The 15,041-nt window shown below is 70.7% G+C and carries 18 protein-coding genes; 9 read left to right on the top strand and 9 right to left on the bottom strand.

Annotation, left to right across the window (positions count from 1 at the left end; genetic code table 11):
• Nucleotides 1–81: 81 nt before the first annotated feature.
• Nucleotides 82–420 carry a hypothetical protein gene (locus ACIHFB_RS04270; protein ID WP_400125130.1) on the bottom strand — a complete coding sequence of 113 codons (339 nt, stop codon included), beginning with the start codon at nt 418–420 and terminating at the stop codon, nt 82–84.
• Nucleotides 421–538: 118 nt separating this feature from the next.
• Between ACIHFB_RS04270 and ACIHFB_RS04265 the strand changes: the two genes are divergently transcribed.
• Both ACIHFB_RS04265 and ACIHFB_RS04260 read left to right on the top strand, forming a co-directional pair.
• The gene (locus ACIHFB_RS04265) at nt 539–859 is read left to right on the top strand and encodes a hypothetical protein (protein WP_365271119.1); all 321 of its coding nucleotides are present in this window, start codon (nt 539–541) and stop codon (nt 857–859) included.
• Nucleotides 860–1,004: 145 nt separating this feature from the next.
• Entirely contained in the window at nt 1,005–2,045 is a 1,041-nt protein-coding gene (locus ACIHFB_RS04260) for an NUDIX domain-containing protein (protein WP_400125129.1), read from the top strand.
• A 10-nt stretch (nt 2,046–2,055) separates the two neighbouring features.
• Here ACIHFB_RS04260 and ACIHFB_RS04255 read toward each other — a convergent pair whose 3' ends face one another.
• Both ACIHFB_RS04255 and ACIHFB_RS04250 read right to left on the bottom strand, forming a co-directional pair.
• Entirely contained in the window at nt 2,056–3,096 is a 1,041-nt protein-coding gene (locus tag ACIHFB_RS04255) for a protein kinase family protein (protein ID WP_400125128.1), read from the bottom strand.
• An 11-nt stretch (nt 3,097–3,107) separates the two neighbouring features.
• Nucleotides 3,108–4,463, bottom strand: coding sequence for a dipeptidase (locus ACIHFB_RS04250; protein ID WP_400125127.1), 1,356 nt, complete (start codon nt 4,461–4,463; stop codon nt 3,108–3,110).
• Nucleotides 4,464–4,596: 133 nt separating this feature from the next.
• Between ACIHFB_RS04250 and ACIHFB_RS04245 the strand changes: the two genes are divergently transcribed.
• A complete protein-coding gene (locus tag ACIHFB_RS04245; protein ID WP_400125126.1) occupies nt 4,597–5,847 on the top strand; it encodes a geranylgeranyl reductase family protein in 1,251 nt (416 codons plus the stop codon).
• Here ACIHFB_RS04245 and ACIHFB_RS04240 read toward each other — a convergent pair.
• On the bottom strand, nt 5,837–6,292 hold the full coding sequence (locus tag ACIHFB_RS04240) for a nitroreductase family deazaflavin-dependent oxidoreductase (RefSeq protein WP_365269765.1): 456 nt from the start codon (nt 6,290–6,292) through the stop codon (nt 5,837–5,839). The genes ACIHFB_RS04245 and ACIHFB_RS04240 overlap by 11 nt on opposite strands.
• A gap of 189 nt (nt 6,293–6,481) precedes the next feature.
• Here ACIHFB_RS04240 and ACIHFB_RS04235 point away from each other — a divergent pair, with 189 nt between their 5' ends.
• Complete coding sequence (locus ACIHFB_RS04235; RefSeq protein WP_400125125.1) at nt 6,482–7,198, top strand: TetR/AcrR family transcriptional regulator; 717 nt, start codon at nt 6,482–6,484, stop codon at nt 7,196–7,198.
• Here ACIHFB_RS04235 and ACIHFB_RS04230 read toward each other — a convergent pair.
• Nucleotides 7,195–7,320: a hypothetical protein gene (locus ACIHFB_RS04230; protein WP_400125124.1), complete on the bottom strand. Its 126-nt coding sequence runs from the start codon at nt 7,318–7,320 to the stop codon at nt 7,195–7,197. The two genes, ACIHFB_RS04235 and ACIHFB_RS04230, sit on opposite strands and share 4 nt — an antisense overlap.
• A gap of 68 nt (nt 7,321–7,388) precedes the next feature.
• Between ACIHFB_RS04230 and ACIHFB_RS04225 the strand changes: the two genes are divergently transcribed.
• Together ACIHFB_RS04225 and ACIHFB_RS04220 are read left to right on the top strand one after the other, a co-directional pair.
• A complete protein-coding gene (locus tag ACIHFB_RS04225; RefSeq protein WP_400125123.1) occupies nt 7,389–8,624 on the top strand; it encodes a sensor histidine kinase in 1,236 nt (411 codons plus the stop codon).
• The gene (locus ACIHFB_RS04220) at nt 8,621–9,286 is read left to right on the top strand and encodes a response regulator (protein WP_400125122.1); all 666 of its coding nucleotides are present in this window, start codon (nt 8,621–8,623) and stop codon (nt 9,284–9,286) included. Before ACIHFB_RS04225 ends, ACIHFB_RS04220 begins: the two co-directional genes overlap by 4 nt.
• Here ACIHFB_RS04220 and ACIHFB_RS04215 read toward each other — a convergent pair.
• Both ACIHFB_RS04215 and ACIHFB_RS04210 read right to left on the bottom strand, forming a co-directional pair.
• A complete protein-coding gene (locus ACIHFB_RS04215; protein ID WP_400125121.1) occupies nt 9,247–9,537 on the bottom strand; it encodes a DUF6332 family protein in 291 nt (96 codons plus the stop codon). The genes ACIHFB_RS04220 and ACIHFB_RS04215 overlap by 40 nt on opposite strands.
• A gap of 76 nt (nt 9,538–9,613) precedes the next feature.
• Entirely contained in the window at nt 9,614–11,092 is a 1,479-nt protein-coding gene (locus ACIHFB_RS04210; protein WP_400125120.1) for an MFS transporter, read from the bottom strand.
• Between the two features lie 87 nt (nt 11,093–11,179).
• On the opposite strand from ACIHFB_RS04210, the gene ACIHFB_RS04205 reads away from it, so the two are divergent.
• Nucleotides 11,180–11,569: a MarR family transcriptional regulator gene (locus ACIHFB_RS04205; RefSeq protein ID WP_365269747.1), complete on the top strand. Its 390-nt coding sequence runs from the start codon at nt 11,180–11,182 to the stop codon at nt 11,567–11,569.
• Nucleotides 11,570–11,609: 40 nt separating this feature from the next.
• Here ACIHFB_RS04205 and ACIHFB_RS04200 read toward each other — a convergent pair whose 3' ends face one another.
• On the bottom strand, nt 11,610–12,350 hold the full coding sequence (locus ACIHFB_RS04200) for a maleylpyruvate isomerase family mycothiol-dependent enzyme (RefSeq protein ID WP_400125119.1): 741 nt from the start codon (nt 12,348–12,350) through the stop codon (nt 11,610–11,612).
• Between the two features lie 135 nt (nt 12,351–12,485).
• Between ACIHFB_RS04200 and ACIHFB_RS04195 the strand changes: the two genes are divergently transcribed.
• Together ACIHFB_RS04195 and ACIHFB_RS04190 are read left to right on the top strand one after the other, a co-directional pair.
• Nucleotides 12,486–13,151 (top strand): class I SAM-dependent methyltransferase, encoded by a 666-nt coding sequence (locus ACIHFB_RS04195; RefSeq protein ID WP_365269741.1) that lies wholly within the window; start codon nt 12,486–12,488, stop codon nt 13,149–13,151.
• Between the two features lie 73 nt (nt 13,152–13,224).
• Complete coding sequence (locus tag ACIHFB_RS04190; RefSeq protein WP_400125118.1) at nt 13,225–13,761, top strand: GNAT family N-acetyltransferase; 537 nt, start codon at nt 13,225–13,227, stop codon at nt 13,759–13,761.
• Here the strand turns inward: ACIHFB_RS04190 and ACIHFB_RS04185 are convergent.
• Complete coding sequence (locus tag ACIHFB_RS04185; protein ID WP_400125117.1) at nt 13,713–14,783, bottom strand: acyltransferase family protein; 1,071 nt, start codon at nt 14,781–14,783, stop codon at nt 13,713–13,715. The genes ACIHFB_RS04190 and ACIHFB_RS04185 overlap by 49 nt on opposite strands.
• Between the last annotated feature and the right edge of the window lie 258 nt (nt 14,784–15,041).

The raw sequence follows: 15,041 nt of genomic DNA, 5'->3' as shown, positions 1-15,041 counted from the left end.
GCGTCATCGGTGCCAGTGCGTTTACGGTAGGACGTGTCGGAGTCTGTTGGAAGATGCGCGTTCGATTGTGTTGGGCCGTGCTCACATTTCCGAGAAGCGGCGGGCGACGTCGCGCAGCGAGGCCGCCGCACGCTCCGCGTCGTCCCGCGGGAGGGTGGAGCCCGCCATGGCACTCAGGCGCTCGATGTCCTCGGCCATGCGCAGATGGTGCCGAGCGGCGTGTTCGCGGCAGGGCAGGCAGGTGACGCTCTCCGGACGCGAGGACGTCATCGCGTACGGCACACGCAGGCCGCATCCCGTGGTCACGGTGGCCGGGAGGTCGGCTGCGAGACCGAAGCCGGCCGCCAGGATGTTGCGCGTGGCGGCACTGTCGCGCACCGCCTTCGCGTCGACGTGGATGTGGTCGCTCTGCCCGCTCATCCGCTCTCCTCGTCATCGCCGCCGAGCCGAGCATGCCAGGTCGGGCCGATGAAGTCCTCAGCGGTTCCGTCGGGAAGCGTTGCGTGACCCCGGCCCGGTTCCCGCAGTTGAAACCGGCATGAAGAAGCGCAGCATGCTCGCCATCGCCTCCCTTGCCACCGGTTTCGTCGTCGCGGCCGTCTCGCCGTCCCACGCCCACGGGGACGACCCGGCTCTTCCCCACGGTCCGGCCGCTCCCGACGGGCCGGCCGTGCTGGACGGTCCGGCCGTTCTCCACGGTCCGGCCGTTCTCGGCAGCAACCCGGCTGTGGTCCATAGTCCGGCTGTCCTCGACGTCGACGGGACCATCGGCACCGTCGACCCGGTCCTCGCCAAGGAGTTCCGTATGGCGATGGATGACACCCCGCATGTGAAGAAGGGCAAGGGCAAGGTCGGCTGACGAGTCCGACGGCCGGAGCACGGCGCCGGTGACCCCCGCTGTCGGGGTTCACCGGCGTCGCCGTATCTGCGCCCTAAACGACGGCTGGTTTTGGTGGCAGGGTGGAGCGGGCAAGCCACAGGGGGCCAACAGAAGAGGGGGAACCGTGATCGTCTGGATCAACGGTGCGTTCGGTGCGGGGAAGACGACCACCGCACGGGAACTGATCGACCTGATCCCGAACAGCACGCTCTTCGACCCCGAGGTCATCGGCGGAGCACTCGCGCATCTGCTCCCGCCCAAGCACCTCGCCGAGGTCGGCGACTACCAGGATCTGCCGATCTGGCGGCGACTCGTGATCGACACGGCGGCCGCGATGCTCGCCGAGCTCGGCGGGACCCTGGTGGTCCCGATGACCCTGCTGCGCCAGGACTACCGCGATGAGATCTTCGGTGGTCTCGCCGCACGCCGGATCAGTGTCCGGCATGTGCTGCTCGCCCCGGCGGAAACGATCCTGCGGGAGCGAATAGCGGGGCGGGAGGTCCCGCCGGACCTGCCCGACGGTGAGATGCGCGTACGGCAGTGGTCCTACGACCACATAGAGCCGTACCGCGCGGCCCTGGCCTCCTGGCTCAGCGCCGACGCCCACCCCGTCGACTCCGGCACTCTCACCCCGTACGAGACCGCGGTCCGTATCGCCGACGCGGTCGGCAGCGGTACCGTCCCCGCCTGCGACATCGTGCAGACCCCGGAGCCCACCGCCGAGACGGTCGCCGCAGGTGTCCTCCTCTTCGACGAACACGACCGGGTGCTGCTCGTCGATCCCACGTACAAGGCCGGCTGGGAGTTCCCGGGCGGTGTCGTCGAACCCGGCGAGGCGCCCGCCCGCGCGGGCATGCGCGAAGTCACCGAGGAGACCGGGATCCGGCTCGACGACGTACCCCGGCTGCTCGTCGTGGACTGGGAACCGCCCGCCCCGCCCGGCTACGGCGGCCTGCGCCTCCTCTACGACGGAGGCCGCCTCGACTCCACCGACGCCGACCGGGTGCTGCTGCCCGGCCCCGAACTGCGCGACTGGCGTTTCGTCAGCGAGGCGGAGGCCGCCGACCTGCTGCCGCCCGTCCGCTACGAGCGGCTGAGGTGGGCGTTGCGGGCGCGCGAGCGCGGGGCGGCGCTGTATCTGGAGGGCGGGATCCCGACGCCGTGACCCTCCGTCGTCACGCGTCCGTGGTGAGCGCCGTCCGGAGTGCCTCGTACGGAAGCGGCGTCTCCCGGCTCTCCTCCTGGAGCCGTCCGATGAACTCCACCATCAGCACGGCCGTCCGCGCATGCCGGGCCACGATCCGCGCCGCGACAGGCGGCAGCCCCTCCGGCGGCGCGCCCTCGGCGCACGCACGCATGAAGGCATCACGCTCCTGGCCGCCGCAGCCCCGCAGGGTGCTGACGAGCCAGTTCGCGAGATACCCGGTGGCATACGCCCGGTCGTAGTCACGGTGCCGGTCGTAGAAGTCCCTCTCCTCAGGGGTGAGTCGGAAGCGGGAGGAGAGGGCGAGGCCGTAGTCGGCGAGGTAGAGGCGGTGGCCGTCCGTGAGGAAATTGGTGAAGTGGGTGTCCAGATGCAGGAGTTCCTGGCCCCGCAGGAAGGTGATCACTGCCTCGAGCTCGCTCTCCACGAAGGCGCAGGCGCTGTCGTCCGTGGTGAGTTGCCCGGCGAGCCAGTCGTGCAGTGTGTACGGCACGTACTCCAGGAACAGCGTCAGGCTCGCGGAAGCGGACGCCAGGGCCTCGATCCGCGCCCGCACCTGCTCGGCGCCGCGCGGATAGGAGGCCACGGCCCGCTCCACGTCGGCCAGTTCCTCGGGGAGCGGCTGGACCGCGTCCGGCAGCACCCGCCAGTGGTGGAGCAGAGGGAACCCCGCGAACCGGCCCGACACCACCCAGTTGGTCGTCATCTCGTGGGCGGCCAGCTCCCGCCAGGCCCCGAACCCCGGGCCGCCGATGTTGTACTGGCAGACGGACGGCAGCCCGAAGAGGTTCGCGGTGGAGCGGCCGTTCGCCGGACGCAGTTCCAGCTCCGTGAGCGGCACCCGCTTCACGAAGACACGGCGGCCGGCGACCTCCGTGACCGCGCCGCGCCCGCCGATGCCCGTGGTGACGGAGGAGCTCTCCGCCACCAGCCCGGCGAGTTCGTGGTCGCTGAGGAGAGCGAGACAGGTCGCGATGGAGCCGTGGGCGTCGAGGCGCGCGGCGCGGGACACGGCGGGGTGGCTCAACTGCCCGCGTAATTGCGCAGGAACAGCGCCTCCGCCACCGAGAGCCGCTCCAACTCCTGCGGCGACACGCTCTCGTTCACCGCGTGGATCCGGGCCTCCGGCTCGCTCAGACCGATGAGCAGGATCTCCGCGTCCGGGTAGAGGGCGGCGAGGGTGTTGCACAGCGGGATGGAGCCGCCCTGGCCGGCGTACTGCATCTCCTGGCCGGGATACGCCACCGCCATCGCCTCGGCCATCGCCGCATAGGCCGGGCTGCTGGTGTCGGCGCTGAACGCCTGACCCTGGCCGACCTGCTCGCTCTGCATCCGGGCGCCCCACGGTGTGTGCGCCTCCAGATGGGCCTGGAGCAGCTTGGTCGCCTCGGCCGCGTCCACGCCCGGCGGCACCCGGAGGCTGATCAGCGCACGGGCGCTCGCCTGCACGGACGGGGTGGCACCGACGACCGGCGGGCAGTCGATGCCGAGGACCGTCACGGCAGGACGCGCCCAGATGCGGTCGGCGACCGCGCCCGAACCGATCAGCTCGACGCCGTCGAGGACCTTGGCGTCCTCGCGGAACTGCTCCTCGTCGTACTGGATCCCGTCCCACGACGTCTCGTCGGTGAGCCCGTCGACCGTCGTCGAACCGTCCTGAGCACGCAGCGAGTCCAGTACGCGGATCAGCGCGCCCAGCGCGTCGGGTGCGGCGCCGCCGAACTGGCCCGAGTGCAGGTTGCCTTCGAGGGTGTCCATCCGCACGCGGAGGAGGGTCATGCCGCGCAGGGTGGAGGTGACCGTCGGCAGGCCGACGCGGAAGTTGCCCGCGTCGCCGATGACGATGGTGTCGGCCTCCAGGAGGTCCGGGTGCTCCTCGGCGTACCGCTCCAGACCGCCGGTGCCCATCTCCTCGGACCCCTCCGCGATCACCTTCACATGCACCGGCACGCCGCCGTTCGTCTTCAGGGCGCGCAGCGCGAGCAGGTGCATGATCACGCCGCCCTTGCAGTCGGCGGCGCCACGGCCGTACCAGCGGCCGTCACGCTCGGTCAGTTCGAAGGGCGGGGTGGTCCAGGCGGCCTCGTCCAGCGGCGGCTGCACGTCGTAGTGCGCGTAGAGCAGGACCGTCTTCGCGCCCTCGGGGCCGGGCAGGTAGCCGTACACGGACTGCGTGCCGTCAGGGGTGTCGAGCAGGGCCACGTCCTGGAAACCCTCGGCGCGCAGGGCGTCCGCGACCCAGTTGGCGGCGCCCTCGCTCTCGCTCTTCGGGAACTGGTCGAAGTCCGCCACCGACTTGAACGCCACCAGTTCGGTGAGCTCCGCCCGCGCCCTGGGCATCAGGGAGGCGACGGTCTCGGCGACCGGATTCGACGACATGGGCACGCTCCTTGTGGGTGCGACGTTGTGACGAGTAAGTGGTGTGATCCTCCCACAGCGGACTGCGGCGAAAGCCGCCGTAGGATGCGGGAGACAGGTGCGGCAGCGGCTTGATCAGGAGCAGTAGACCATCGTGAGCAGCGAGAACTCTTCGGCGGACGACGTACAGCAGGTGTGGGACGTCGTCGTGGTGGGCGCGGGACCCGCGGGGGCCTCGGCCGCGTACGCGGCGGCGGTCGCGGGGCGGCGCGTGCTGTTGCTGGAGAAGGCCGAGCTGCCGCGCTACAAGACTTGCGGCGGCGGCATCATCGGCCCCTCGCGCGACTCCCTGCCGCCCGGCTTCGAGCTGCCGCTGCGGGACCGGGTGCACGCGGTGACGTTCTCCAACAACGGACGTTTCACGCGCACGCGCCGCTCCAGGAAGATGCTGTTCGGCCTGATCAACCGGCCCGAGTTCGACCAGCAGCTCGTCGAGCACGCGCAGAAGGCGGGCGCCGAGCTGCGTACGGGCGTCACGGTGGCGCGGGTCGAGCAGCACGGCTCGGCGGTGCCGGACCGGCGCACGGTCGCCGTCCTGCTGCAGGGCGGCGAGACGCTGCTCGCCCGTGCGGTCGTCGGGGCCGACGGCAGCGCCAGCCGGATAGGCGCGCACGTCGGCGTGAAGGTCGACCAGGTGGATCTGGGCCTGGAGGCGGAGATCCCGGTGCCGGAGACGGTCGCCGAGGACTGGAAGGGCCGGGTGCTCATCGACTGGGGGCCCATGCCCGGCAGTTACGGCTGGGTGTTTCCCAAGGGGGACACGCTGACGGTCGGGGTCATCTCGGCGCGGGGCGAAGGCGCGGCGACGAAGCGCTACCTGGAGGACTTCGTCGGGCGACTCGGCCTCGCCGGATTCGAACCGAGCATCTCCTCCGGCCACTTGACGCGCTGCCGTGCCGATGACTCGCCGCTGTCGCGCGGGCGGGTGCTGGTGTGCGGGGACGCGGCGGGGCTGCTGGAGCCGTGGACACGCGAGGGCATCTCGTTCGCGCTGCGGTCGGGGCGGCTCGCGGGGGAGTGGGCGGTGCGGATCGCCGAGGCGAACGACGCGGTGGACACCCGGCGCCAGGCCCTGAACTACGCGTTCGCCATCAAGGCGGGCCTGGGCGTGGAGATGGCCGTCGGCAAGCGGATGCTGGCCCTGTTCGAGCGGCGCCCCGGCCTCTTCCACGCGGCGCTGTCCGGCGTCCGGCCGGCCTGGAAGGCCTTTGCGGACATCACCCGCGGCTCGACGTCTCTCGGCGAGCTCGTCCGCTCGCATCCGATGGCCCAGCGCGCCCTGACCGCGCTGGACCGCCGACCCGTCGGCGGCGAGGCCGACGGCGTCAGCGACGTCAGCTCGTGACCGTGATCCGGAACACCGGGTGGTCGGGGGCGATGCGACGCAGCTCCTCGTCGGACGAGTCGGGGCCGACGCCCTTGAAGAACACGCCGACCTCGGCCTTCCAGCGCTTGAGGTAGGCGCGCAGCAGCGGGGCCTTGTCGTCGTCGGCGACCTCGGTCGCCGTGAACGTCTCCACGTTCTTGCCGAGCCGCAGCTCGCCGCCGCCCGCGGCCCGCATGTTGTGCGTCCACTGGACATGACCGCGGGGCGCCACCAGGTACTGCGTGCCGTCCACGGTGAGCAGGTTGACCGGCGTCGTGCGCCACTCACCGCTCTTGCGGCCGCGGACGGCCAGGACCCGGGAGCCCCAGATGCTGAGGCCGCGGCGCGTCATCCAGGCCACGGAACGGTTGAGGACGTTGATGGTGAACCAGCCGGGCTTCTGGACGTGGGTGGATGTGGACATCGGGGTACCCCCAGAGATGGTGGAAGAGCGGTGCTCGCTTGGGTGAGCGGCGCTCGCTTTTGTGAGCACTGCTCTCGCTTCCTGTGTAGTGTGCCCGAGATCGGTGATCCAAAGCAAGAGCACTGCTCTCTTTTGTGTTCGCTGCTCTTGTTTGTGTGCAGTGCTCCGAAACATGGAACACTCTGTCGTATGAGTACCGCACAAGGAGCCCGCGCCCGAGCCAGGATCGAGGTCACCGCCGCCATCAAGGACGAGGCGCGCAAACAGCTCGCGGCAGAAGGTGCCGCCAAGCTCTCGCTCAGGGCCGTGGCCCGCGAACTCGGCATGGCCTCCTCCGCGCTCTACCGCTACTTCCCCAGCCGCGACGACCTGCTCACCGCTCTCATCATCGACGCCTACAACTCCGTGGGCCAGAGCGCGGAAGCGGCGCACGAGAAGGCCGCGGACGCCGGGCCCGCCCGGCGCTGGGTCGCGGTGTGCGAGGCGGTACGCGCCTGGGGGCTCGCGCATCCGCACGAGTACGCGCTGATCTACGGTTCGCCGGTCCCCGGCTACACCGCACCCGACGACACCGTCCCCGCCGCCTCCCGGGTCGGCCACGTCTTCATCGGCATCCTCCGCGACGCGCACCAGGGCCTCGGCCTGGCCAAGCCGCCGCTGCCCGCCGAACTGCGCCCCGAGGCCGCACGGATGACGGCCGACCTCGCCCCCGACCTGCCGCCCGAGACGGTGACCGCGCTCGTCGCGGCCTGGGCGCAGCTGTATGGACTGGTCGGGTTCGAGCTGTTCGGTCAGTTCCACCGGGTCGTGGAGGACCGCGAGACGTTCTTCCGGCATGCCGTGGCCCAACTCGCCCACGGCGTGGGCCTGGTGTATCCGCAGCAGGGCCGGGCCTCCGCCCGCTAGCGGAGCGACGGCACCGGCGGCGCGGGCGACGACAGCGTGGGCGACGGCAGCAGCAACTCGACCGGACGCTCACTCAGAGGGTGTGCCGCCATGAGCCGTACGAGTTCATGGACGTACTTCACGGGGAGTACGTGTGATCACCTCGCTCGGCTGACGTCCGGGGTGGTCCCCGGCGTCTAGCGTTGCGGGCATGGACAGGCTTCACGGACGTGGCGACGGCCCGTCGCGCTGGTGGCGACACGGGCCGCCGTGGGCACACCGCTGGGACGACGAGGAACGGGGCGCACGGTGGCCGTGGCGCTCGACTGCGGCGCTCACCGTGTTCGTGATGGCCGGGTCGACCTACGCGGCGCAGGAGCAGGTCGGCGAACGCGCGGCGCTGGACCCCTTCGCGCGGGCGCTGCTGGTCGTGGCCTGCGTCCAACTGCTGTGGCGCAAGCGGTATCCGGTTCCGGTCGTCTTCGGTACGGCGGCGGCCGCGATGATCTACTTCGGCGCCGGGTATCCCTACGGACCGATCTTCCTCGCCGTGGCCCTGGCCTGCTTCAGTGCCATCGTCTCGGGGCACCGCCGGGCCGCGTGGGCGGCCGTCGCGATGCTCTGGGCCGGACATGTACTGATCGCCCACTGGCTGTACCGCTGGCTGCCGCCGTCCGGGGACGGCCCTCAGGCCTGGGGGCGGGAAGGGGTCGTGGCCGCCTGGGTGGTCGCCATCGTGGCGCTGGCCGAACTGGTCCGGGTCCGGCGTGAGCAGTGGGCCCGGGAGCGGGCCGAGCGCGCCCAGGCGGCCAGGCGGCGCGCCGACGAGGAGCGGCTGCGGATCGCACGCGAGCTGCACGACGTCCTCGCCCACAGCATCTCGGTCATCAACGTCCAGGCGGGCGTGGGCCTCGCGCTCCTCGACTCCGACCCGGAGCAGGCGCGCACGGCCCTCACCACCATCAAGGCCGCCAGCAAGGAGGCGCTCGGCGAGGTCCGCCAGGTGCTCGACACGCTGCGCACGCCGGGTGACGCGCCGCGTGCGCCCGCGCCCGGACTCGATCGGCTGCCCGAGCTCGTGGAGCAGGCGGCGAGCGCGGGCCTCTCGGTCGAGATCGAGGGCGCGTCCCCGTCGCTTCCGCCCGGCACGGACCTCGCCGCGTTCCGCATCGTCCAGGAGGCCCTCACCAATGTCGTACGGCACTCGGGTTCGCGGCACACGCGCGTGCACCTCGATCACGGCGGCGGCGCGCTACGGCTGCGCATCGACGACGACGGGCCCGCGACCGGCGCCGACGCCGGGGGCAGCGGCAACGGACTGGCCGGAATGCGGGAGCGGGCCGCGGCCCTGGGTGGCACGATCGAGGCGGGACCACGCGACGACGGCGGATTCCGCGTGCTCGCGGTACTGCCGCTGAAGGTGAAGGCGAAGGAGGACGACCGGTGATCCGCGTACTGCTCGCCGACGACCAGTCCCTGGTCCGCGCCGGTTTCAAGGCGCTGCTCGACGCCCAGCCGGACATCGAGGTGGCCGGCGAGGCCGCCGACGGTGAGGAAGCGCTGCGGATGGTGCGCGAACTGCGCCCCGACGTCGTCCTCATGGACATCCGCATGCCCCGGCTCGACGGACTGGCGTCGACCCGCCGTATCAGCGACGACAGCGCGCTGGAGGACGTCAAGGTGGTCATGCTCACCACCTTCGAGCTCGACGAGTACGTCTTCGAGGCGATCCGTTCGGGAGCCTCCGGCTTTCTGGTCAAGGACACCGAGCCGGAGGAACTCCTGCGTGCCGTACGGGCGGTGGTCGGGGGAGACGCGCTGCTCTCGCCGGGCGTCACACGCCGCCTGATCGCCGAGTTCGCGGCCCGCTCCAAGGAGCCCGCGGCCGCCGACGCCCTCGCCGAACTCACCGAACGGGAACGGGAAGTCATGGCCCTGGTCGGCATCGGCCTGTCCAACGAGGAGATCGCCCGCCGCCTGGTCGTCAGCCCCCTCACCGCGAAGACCCACGTCAGCCGCACGATGGTGAAACTGGGCGCCCGCGACCGCGCCCAACTCGTCGTGCTGGCCTATGAGTCGGGGCTGGTGCGGCCGGGGTGGCTGGGCTGAGGCAGCGGCGCCCGCTGGTACCGCACCAGCACGTTGATCACCCGGGCGAGAAACAGCACCGGCGCGAGGACCGGCCCGCCTCGCAGCAACATCGTCTCCATGACGTCCGGGAGTTGGAAGAGCAGGGCCGGACCGGCGACGGCTCCGTGGACGACGGCGGCCGCGAACGCCGCGCTGAACAACGCGTATCCGATCTCGACGGTGATCGCGTCCCGCCGGGCCTGATCATGCCGCCCCCCGTATTCGCTCATCCGCGCGGTCTCACAGGCGTGCGCCCGGCGGAGCAACAGCAGCCCCCGTCGGGCGCACGGTGTGGGAGGCGTCCCCCTAGTCGCGTACCGAAACGCGCTCCGCCTCCTTCGCGGTGGACTTGGCGACCACAACGGACTGCTGCGGACGACGGGCGGTGCGCAACCCGGTCAGCGTGATCAGCAGCCCGGCGACGGCGATGCCCGTGACGACGACCAGGCCGGGCCGGTAGCTGTCGAGGACGGCCTGCGGGGTGGCGTTCTCGGGCGCGCCCGCGGTGACCACGGCCGTCACGACGGCCAGGAAGATCGCGCCGCCCACCTGGACCGAGGTGTTGAGCAGACCGGAGACCATGCCCTGCTCGTGGTCCTCGACGCCGTTGGTGGCCTGGATGTTGAGTGACGGGAAGACCAGCGCGCAGGCGGCGCCGATGAGCAGCATCGAGGGCAGGATCACGGCTGCGTAGACCGGGTCGAGGTCGACGCGCAGGAACAGCGCATAGCCGACGACCATCAGCGCGAAGCCCGCCGCGATCAGCCGCTGCGTACCGAACCGGTCGACGATCGAGCCCACCTTCGTCGACGAGAGGGCGACGAGCGCGCCCGCGGGCAGGAAGGCGAGCGCCGTGTGCAGCGCGGACCAGCCGAGCAGCGACTGCATGTAGAGGGTGACCAGGAACTGGAAGCCGACGTATGACCCGAAGAAGGCCATGGCACCGAGCTGGGCGCGGATCTGGCTGCCGGAACGCAGTACACCGAGCCGGATCAGCGGGCCCGGCGAACGCCGCTCGACCAGGACGAACACCGTCAGCAGCACGGCGACGGCGAGGAAGGACAGCAGCGTACGGGCGGACCCCCAGCCGGCTTCCGGGGCCTGTACGACGGTGAAGACCAGCAGCAGCATCGATGCCGTGCCGAGAACGGCGCCGGGAACGTCGTAGCCGTCGTGGTCCTTCTCGCGGACGCTGCGCGGCAGCAGCTTCAGGCCGGCGATCAGGGCGATCAGGGCTATGGGCGCGGGCAGCAGCATGGTCAGGCGCCAGCTGGCCTCGGTGAGCAGACCGGACAGCACCAGGCCCATCGAGAAGCCGGTGGCCGCGCAGGTGGTGTAGATGGACAGGGCCCGGTTGCGCAGCGGGCCTTCGGGGAAGGTCGTGGTGATGATCGACAGGCCGGCCGGCGCCGTGAACGCCGCGCTCAGGCCCTTGATGAAGCGGCTGGCGATCAGCAGCGGGCCCGAGTCGACGAACCCGCCGAGCAGCGAGGCGAGCGCGAAGACACCCAGGGCCACCAGGAAGACCTGGCGTCGGCCCAGCAGGTCGGCGGTCCGTCCGCCGAGCAGCAGCAGGCCGCCGTATCCCAGGATGTAGCCGCTGACGATCCATTGCAGCGTCGAGGTGGACAGACCGAGATCGGCGCCGATGGACGGCAGCGCGACCCCGACCATCGACACGTCCAGCGCGTCCAGGAACATCGCGGCGCAGAGCACCAGCAGGGTGCCCCACAGACGAGGGGTCCAACGCCCCTGGGACGTGGGAGTGGTGAGCGGAGAGGTCATGCCACAGAGACTACATGCGCATGCATCTGATGCAAGCGCATTTAATTCGGATGCAACAAAGTGGCGTCTCTGCTACGGTGCCGCGCTATGGCGGCGAAGAAGCCCGAACAGGCGCTCGTGGAACAGTGGCGGGACATGCTGGCACTGCATGCCCGCACGCAGTGCGAACTCGACCGCGCACTCCACCAACACGGCCTGTGCGCAAGTGACTTCGAGGTACTGGATGTGCTGTCCGGAGACTCGTGTGCCTACCGGGTGCAGGAGATCTCCGAGCAGGTCCATCTCAGCCAGAGCGCGCTGTCGCGGCTGATCGCCCGCTTGGAGAAGGACGACCTCGTCGAGCGCGCCATGTGTCCGGAGGACCGGCGGGGCGTCCGGGTTGCCCTCACCGCGAAGGGGCGCGCACTGCACGGCGAGGTGCTGCCGGTGCAGCGCGAGGTGCTGACGCGGATGCTCGCCGGAAACGGTTCCACTTGACGGCGGATCTCAGCTCCACGTGATGGTGGTTCTGTCGGTCTCAACTCCACGTGACGGCGGACTTCTCCCGCCACAGCTCGGTGAGTGAGGCGTCGCCGGTGACGGCGGGAAACGGCAGCCGGTTCCAGAGGGACAGATAGAGCCGAGCCGCCGGACCGCTGATCTCGCAGTCGACGGCCCGGGCATCGTCGCGGGTGGCAACGGGCGGCTCCGGGGACAGTCGTACGGTCCACACCGCGCCGTCCGTGTCCGTCGCCCGTACCCGCAGCACTCGGGGCGCGTCGGTGCGGACCGCGCTCCTGGGGCGGGCGTGGAAGCCGAGCAGCAGCTCGCCGATGCCGTCGACGGCGAAACCGGGGTCGATCTCGGACGGCGTACGGCCGCGGGCCAGTTCGGCGTCGAAACGGTGCACGGTGGTCTCGTGCGCCTGCCTCCGCGCCCAGAACGCGAGCGGCGACGGCGCGGGGAGGAAGTGCCAGCACTGCACGTCGGGAGCCGCGGCGGAGAGGGTGCCGACGAGATGGCGGTGCCCCTCCCGGAACCAGGTCAGGAGCTCGGCGCCGTCGAGGTCGGGCAGATCGGCGGCGGGGTGAAAGCGGGTGTGCCCCTCGTTGACGAATCCCGCCGCCCACCGGTGCACCATCCCCGTGTGCCGCAGCAGGTCCCGCACCTGCCAGTCCGGGCAGGACGGCACCTTCGCGTCGGTCCCCGCCTCCTCGGCGGCCGCGGCCAGCAACCGGCCCTCCCGGTCCAGGGTCCCTACGAACTCGGGTGTCTCCATGCGCCGAGTGTGCCGTATGGAGTGCGGTCGAGGGGAAGAGCGCAGCGGCCGGTTGCCGGGTTCCCGGGGAACGCGGTGCGTGCACCTTAGGCTGCCCTCGGCCCTGTCGGGGTTTCGCGAAACGGAGGAGTGCCGATGGGCGAGCGGGATCGGGACGAGTCACTGGCTCGGTGGCAGCGGAGTCACTGGCAGCGGACGTACGCCGGTCATCCGGGGATGTACGGAGATGAGCCGTCCGCTCCCGCGACGCACGCAGCCGGGGTCTTCCGGAGGACCGGAGCGAACGAGGTGCTGGAGCTGGGTGCGGGCCACGGACGGGACGCCCTGTACTTCGCCCGCGAGGGCTTCGCCGTGCACGCCACGGATTTCAGCGCCGAGGGCCTGGAGCAACTCCGCGTCAGGGCGGCCGAGTCCGGCCTGTCGGTGACGACGACGGTCCACGACGTACGCGAGCCGCTACCGCTGCCCGACGCGTCCGTGGACGGGGTATTCGCGCACATGCTGCTGTGCATGGCCCTGTCCACGGAGGAGATCCACGCGCTCGTCACCCAGGTCCGCCGCGTACTGCGCCCGGGCGGCGCCCTCGTCTACACCGTCCGCCACATCGGCGACGCCCACTACGGCGTCGGCGTCTCCCACGGCGACGACATCTTCGAGCACGACGGCTTCGCGGTGCACTTCTTCGACCGCACGCTGGTGGAGGAGCTGGCGGAGGACTGGGAAGGAGTCGACGTGTACGCCTTCGAGGAGGGGGAACTGCCGCGTCGGCTGTGGCGGGTGACGCAGCAGTTGCCGAGCTGAATCATTGGATCCTGAGCCGGTGAGCGATCTTGTTGCTTACGTGGTCCCGGTGAACCGTTGAGATACTCCGGCCATGGGCGGAACGAGTGCGCGGGTGGACGGAATACGGCTGGGCCAGGCGGCGCCGGCGACCGGGTCGGGCGCTGCCGCGGTATGGGCGTTGCGCCCTGCGCAGCCGGCGGATGTCGAGGCGATCGCGGAGCTGCGCGCAACGGTGATGCGAACGGACCTGGAGCGGTTGGGACGGTTCGACGAGCATCGGGTGCGGCAGCGGCTGCGGGACTCCTTCTCCCCGCAGCACACGTCGATCATCGTGGCCGAGGGCGCCTTCGCGGGCTGCGTCACGGTGCGCCCGGCGGACGACGGGCGGTGGCTGGAGCACTTCTATCTCGCTCCGGGCCTCCAGGGCCGGGGGCTCGGATCGGCTGTTCTTCGCACACTGCTGGAGCAGATTGACGCCGACCGCATGCTCGTCCGCCTGAACGTCCTGCGGGGCAGCGCCGCCCGACGACTGTACGAGCGGCACGGGTTCACCGTGGAGACTCAGGACCCCATCGACGTCTACATGGTGCGACGGCCTGGTACCGCCGCCCTCGGAGCCGGAGCGTAAGAAGGACTCCGCCGGAAGGCCCACGTGATCCTCGGTTCCACGGCGAAGCGGAAGACGCGCCGTACGGGTGGGGTGCACAGCACGGTGATGATGCCGGCCGCCACCACGGTGACGGCGATCGCGCCCGGTGGCCGATGGATCCAGGCGGGGTCGTACCAACCCCAGAACTTGGCGCCCTGGGCGAGGAACCCGTGCAGCAGATAGCCGCACAAGGTGCCCGCGCCCAGCACGGTGAACCACATGCGCCGCCGGGGCACCCAGGCCAGGAAGCAGGCGACCAGGAGCAGCGAGCAGCCGAAGGTGACCAGGGTCATGACGGGCCCGGACCAGGCAGGTGCGCCGAGTTCCTGGGCGCTGTCACGGTGGTAGAACCAGGCTCCGGTCATCCGCGGCACCGCCCAGTACGCCGCGACGAACGCGCACAGGAAAACCGGCACGGCCAGCATGCGCACCTCGCGGCGGCGGACCAGCCGGAAGTGCTCGGGTTTCAGACACAGACCCAGCACGAAGTACGGCAGGAACTGGAGCGTGCGTTGCAGGTCGAGGTCCTTGCCGATGGCCGGCGCCAGCGTCGCCAGCATCGCGACGGCCAGCGCGAGGGGCAGCGGCCGACGCACCAACCGCCACATCGGGGTGGTCAGCCGCCAGATGAACAGCGCCGCGAGGAACCACGTCAGATACAGCGGATCCAGCAAGCTCACGGGGCGGTCCGGCACCTGGTCGGTCCACCTGGTGAAGAGGGTGTACGCCGTCTCGAAGATGACGTACGGAACGGCGACACCGGTCACCAGCCGCTTGAGCCGCTCCGGGCTCGCATCGAAACCACGCGAGAAATAGCCGGAGATGACGATGAACGCCGGCATGTGGAAGGCGTACACGAGCGTATAGAGCGCCGTGACGCTCCGGCTTCCGTCGCGCAGCGGCTCCCATGCGTGCCCCATCGCCACCAGCACGATCGCCAGATACTTGGCGTTGTCGAAGAAAGCGTCCCGCTCTTTCGCCCCTTCACGAGCCTGGGGCATGTCGCGATCAGGCGCAGTGCCGGTCGCCTGATTCACCACGCCGTCCCCGTCCCCAGCACACGCCGTGGGGAACGCACGCGGCCCGATACGGGTCTGGCCGGTGGTACCGCCGTAACTGCTGTGATGGCTGTGACTGCTGTGGCAAAGCGCGGGGACATCCGGGACGCCTCACCGTTTCTGGGCGATGCAAACCAAGCGCTTTGGGAGCGGGTCTTCCGATGGGCGAGGAAGGCGAAGACCGCCAGAACCACTCCGCCG

It is taken from the genome of Streptomyces sp. NPDC051963 (assembly GCF_044593495.1).
Classification (GTDB): Bacteria; Actinomycetota; Actinomycetes; order Streptomycetales; family Streptomycetaceae; genus Streptomyces.
This window is presented reverse-complemented; position numbering and strand designations above follow the sequence as displayed.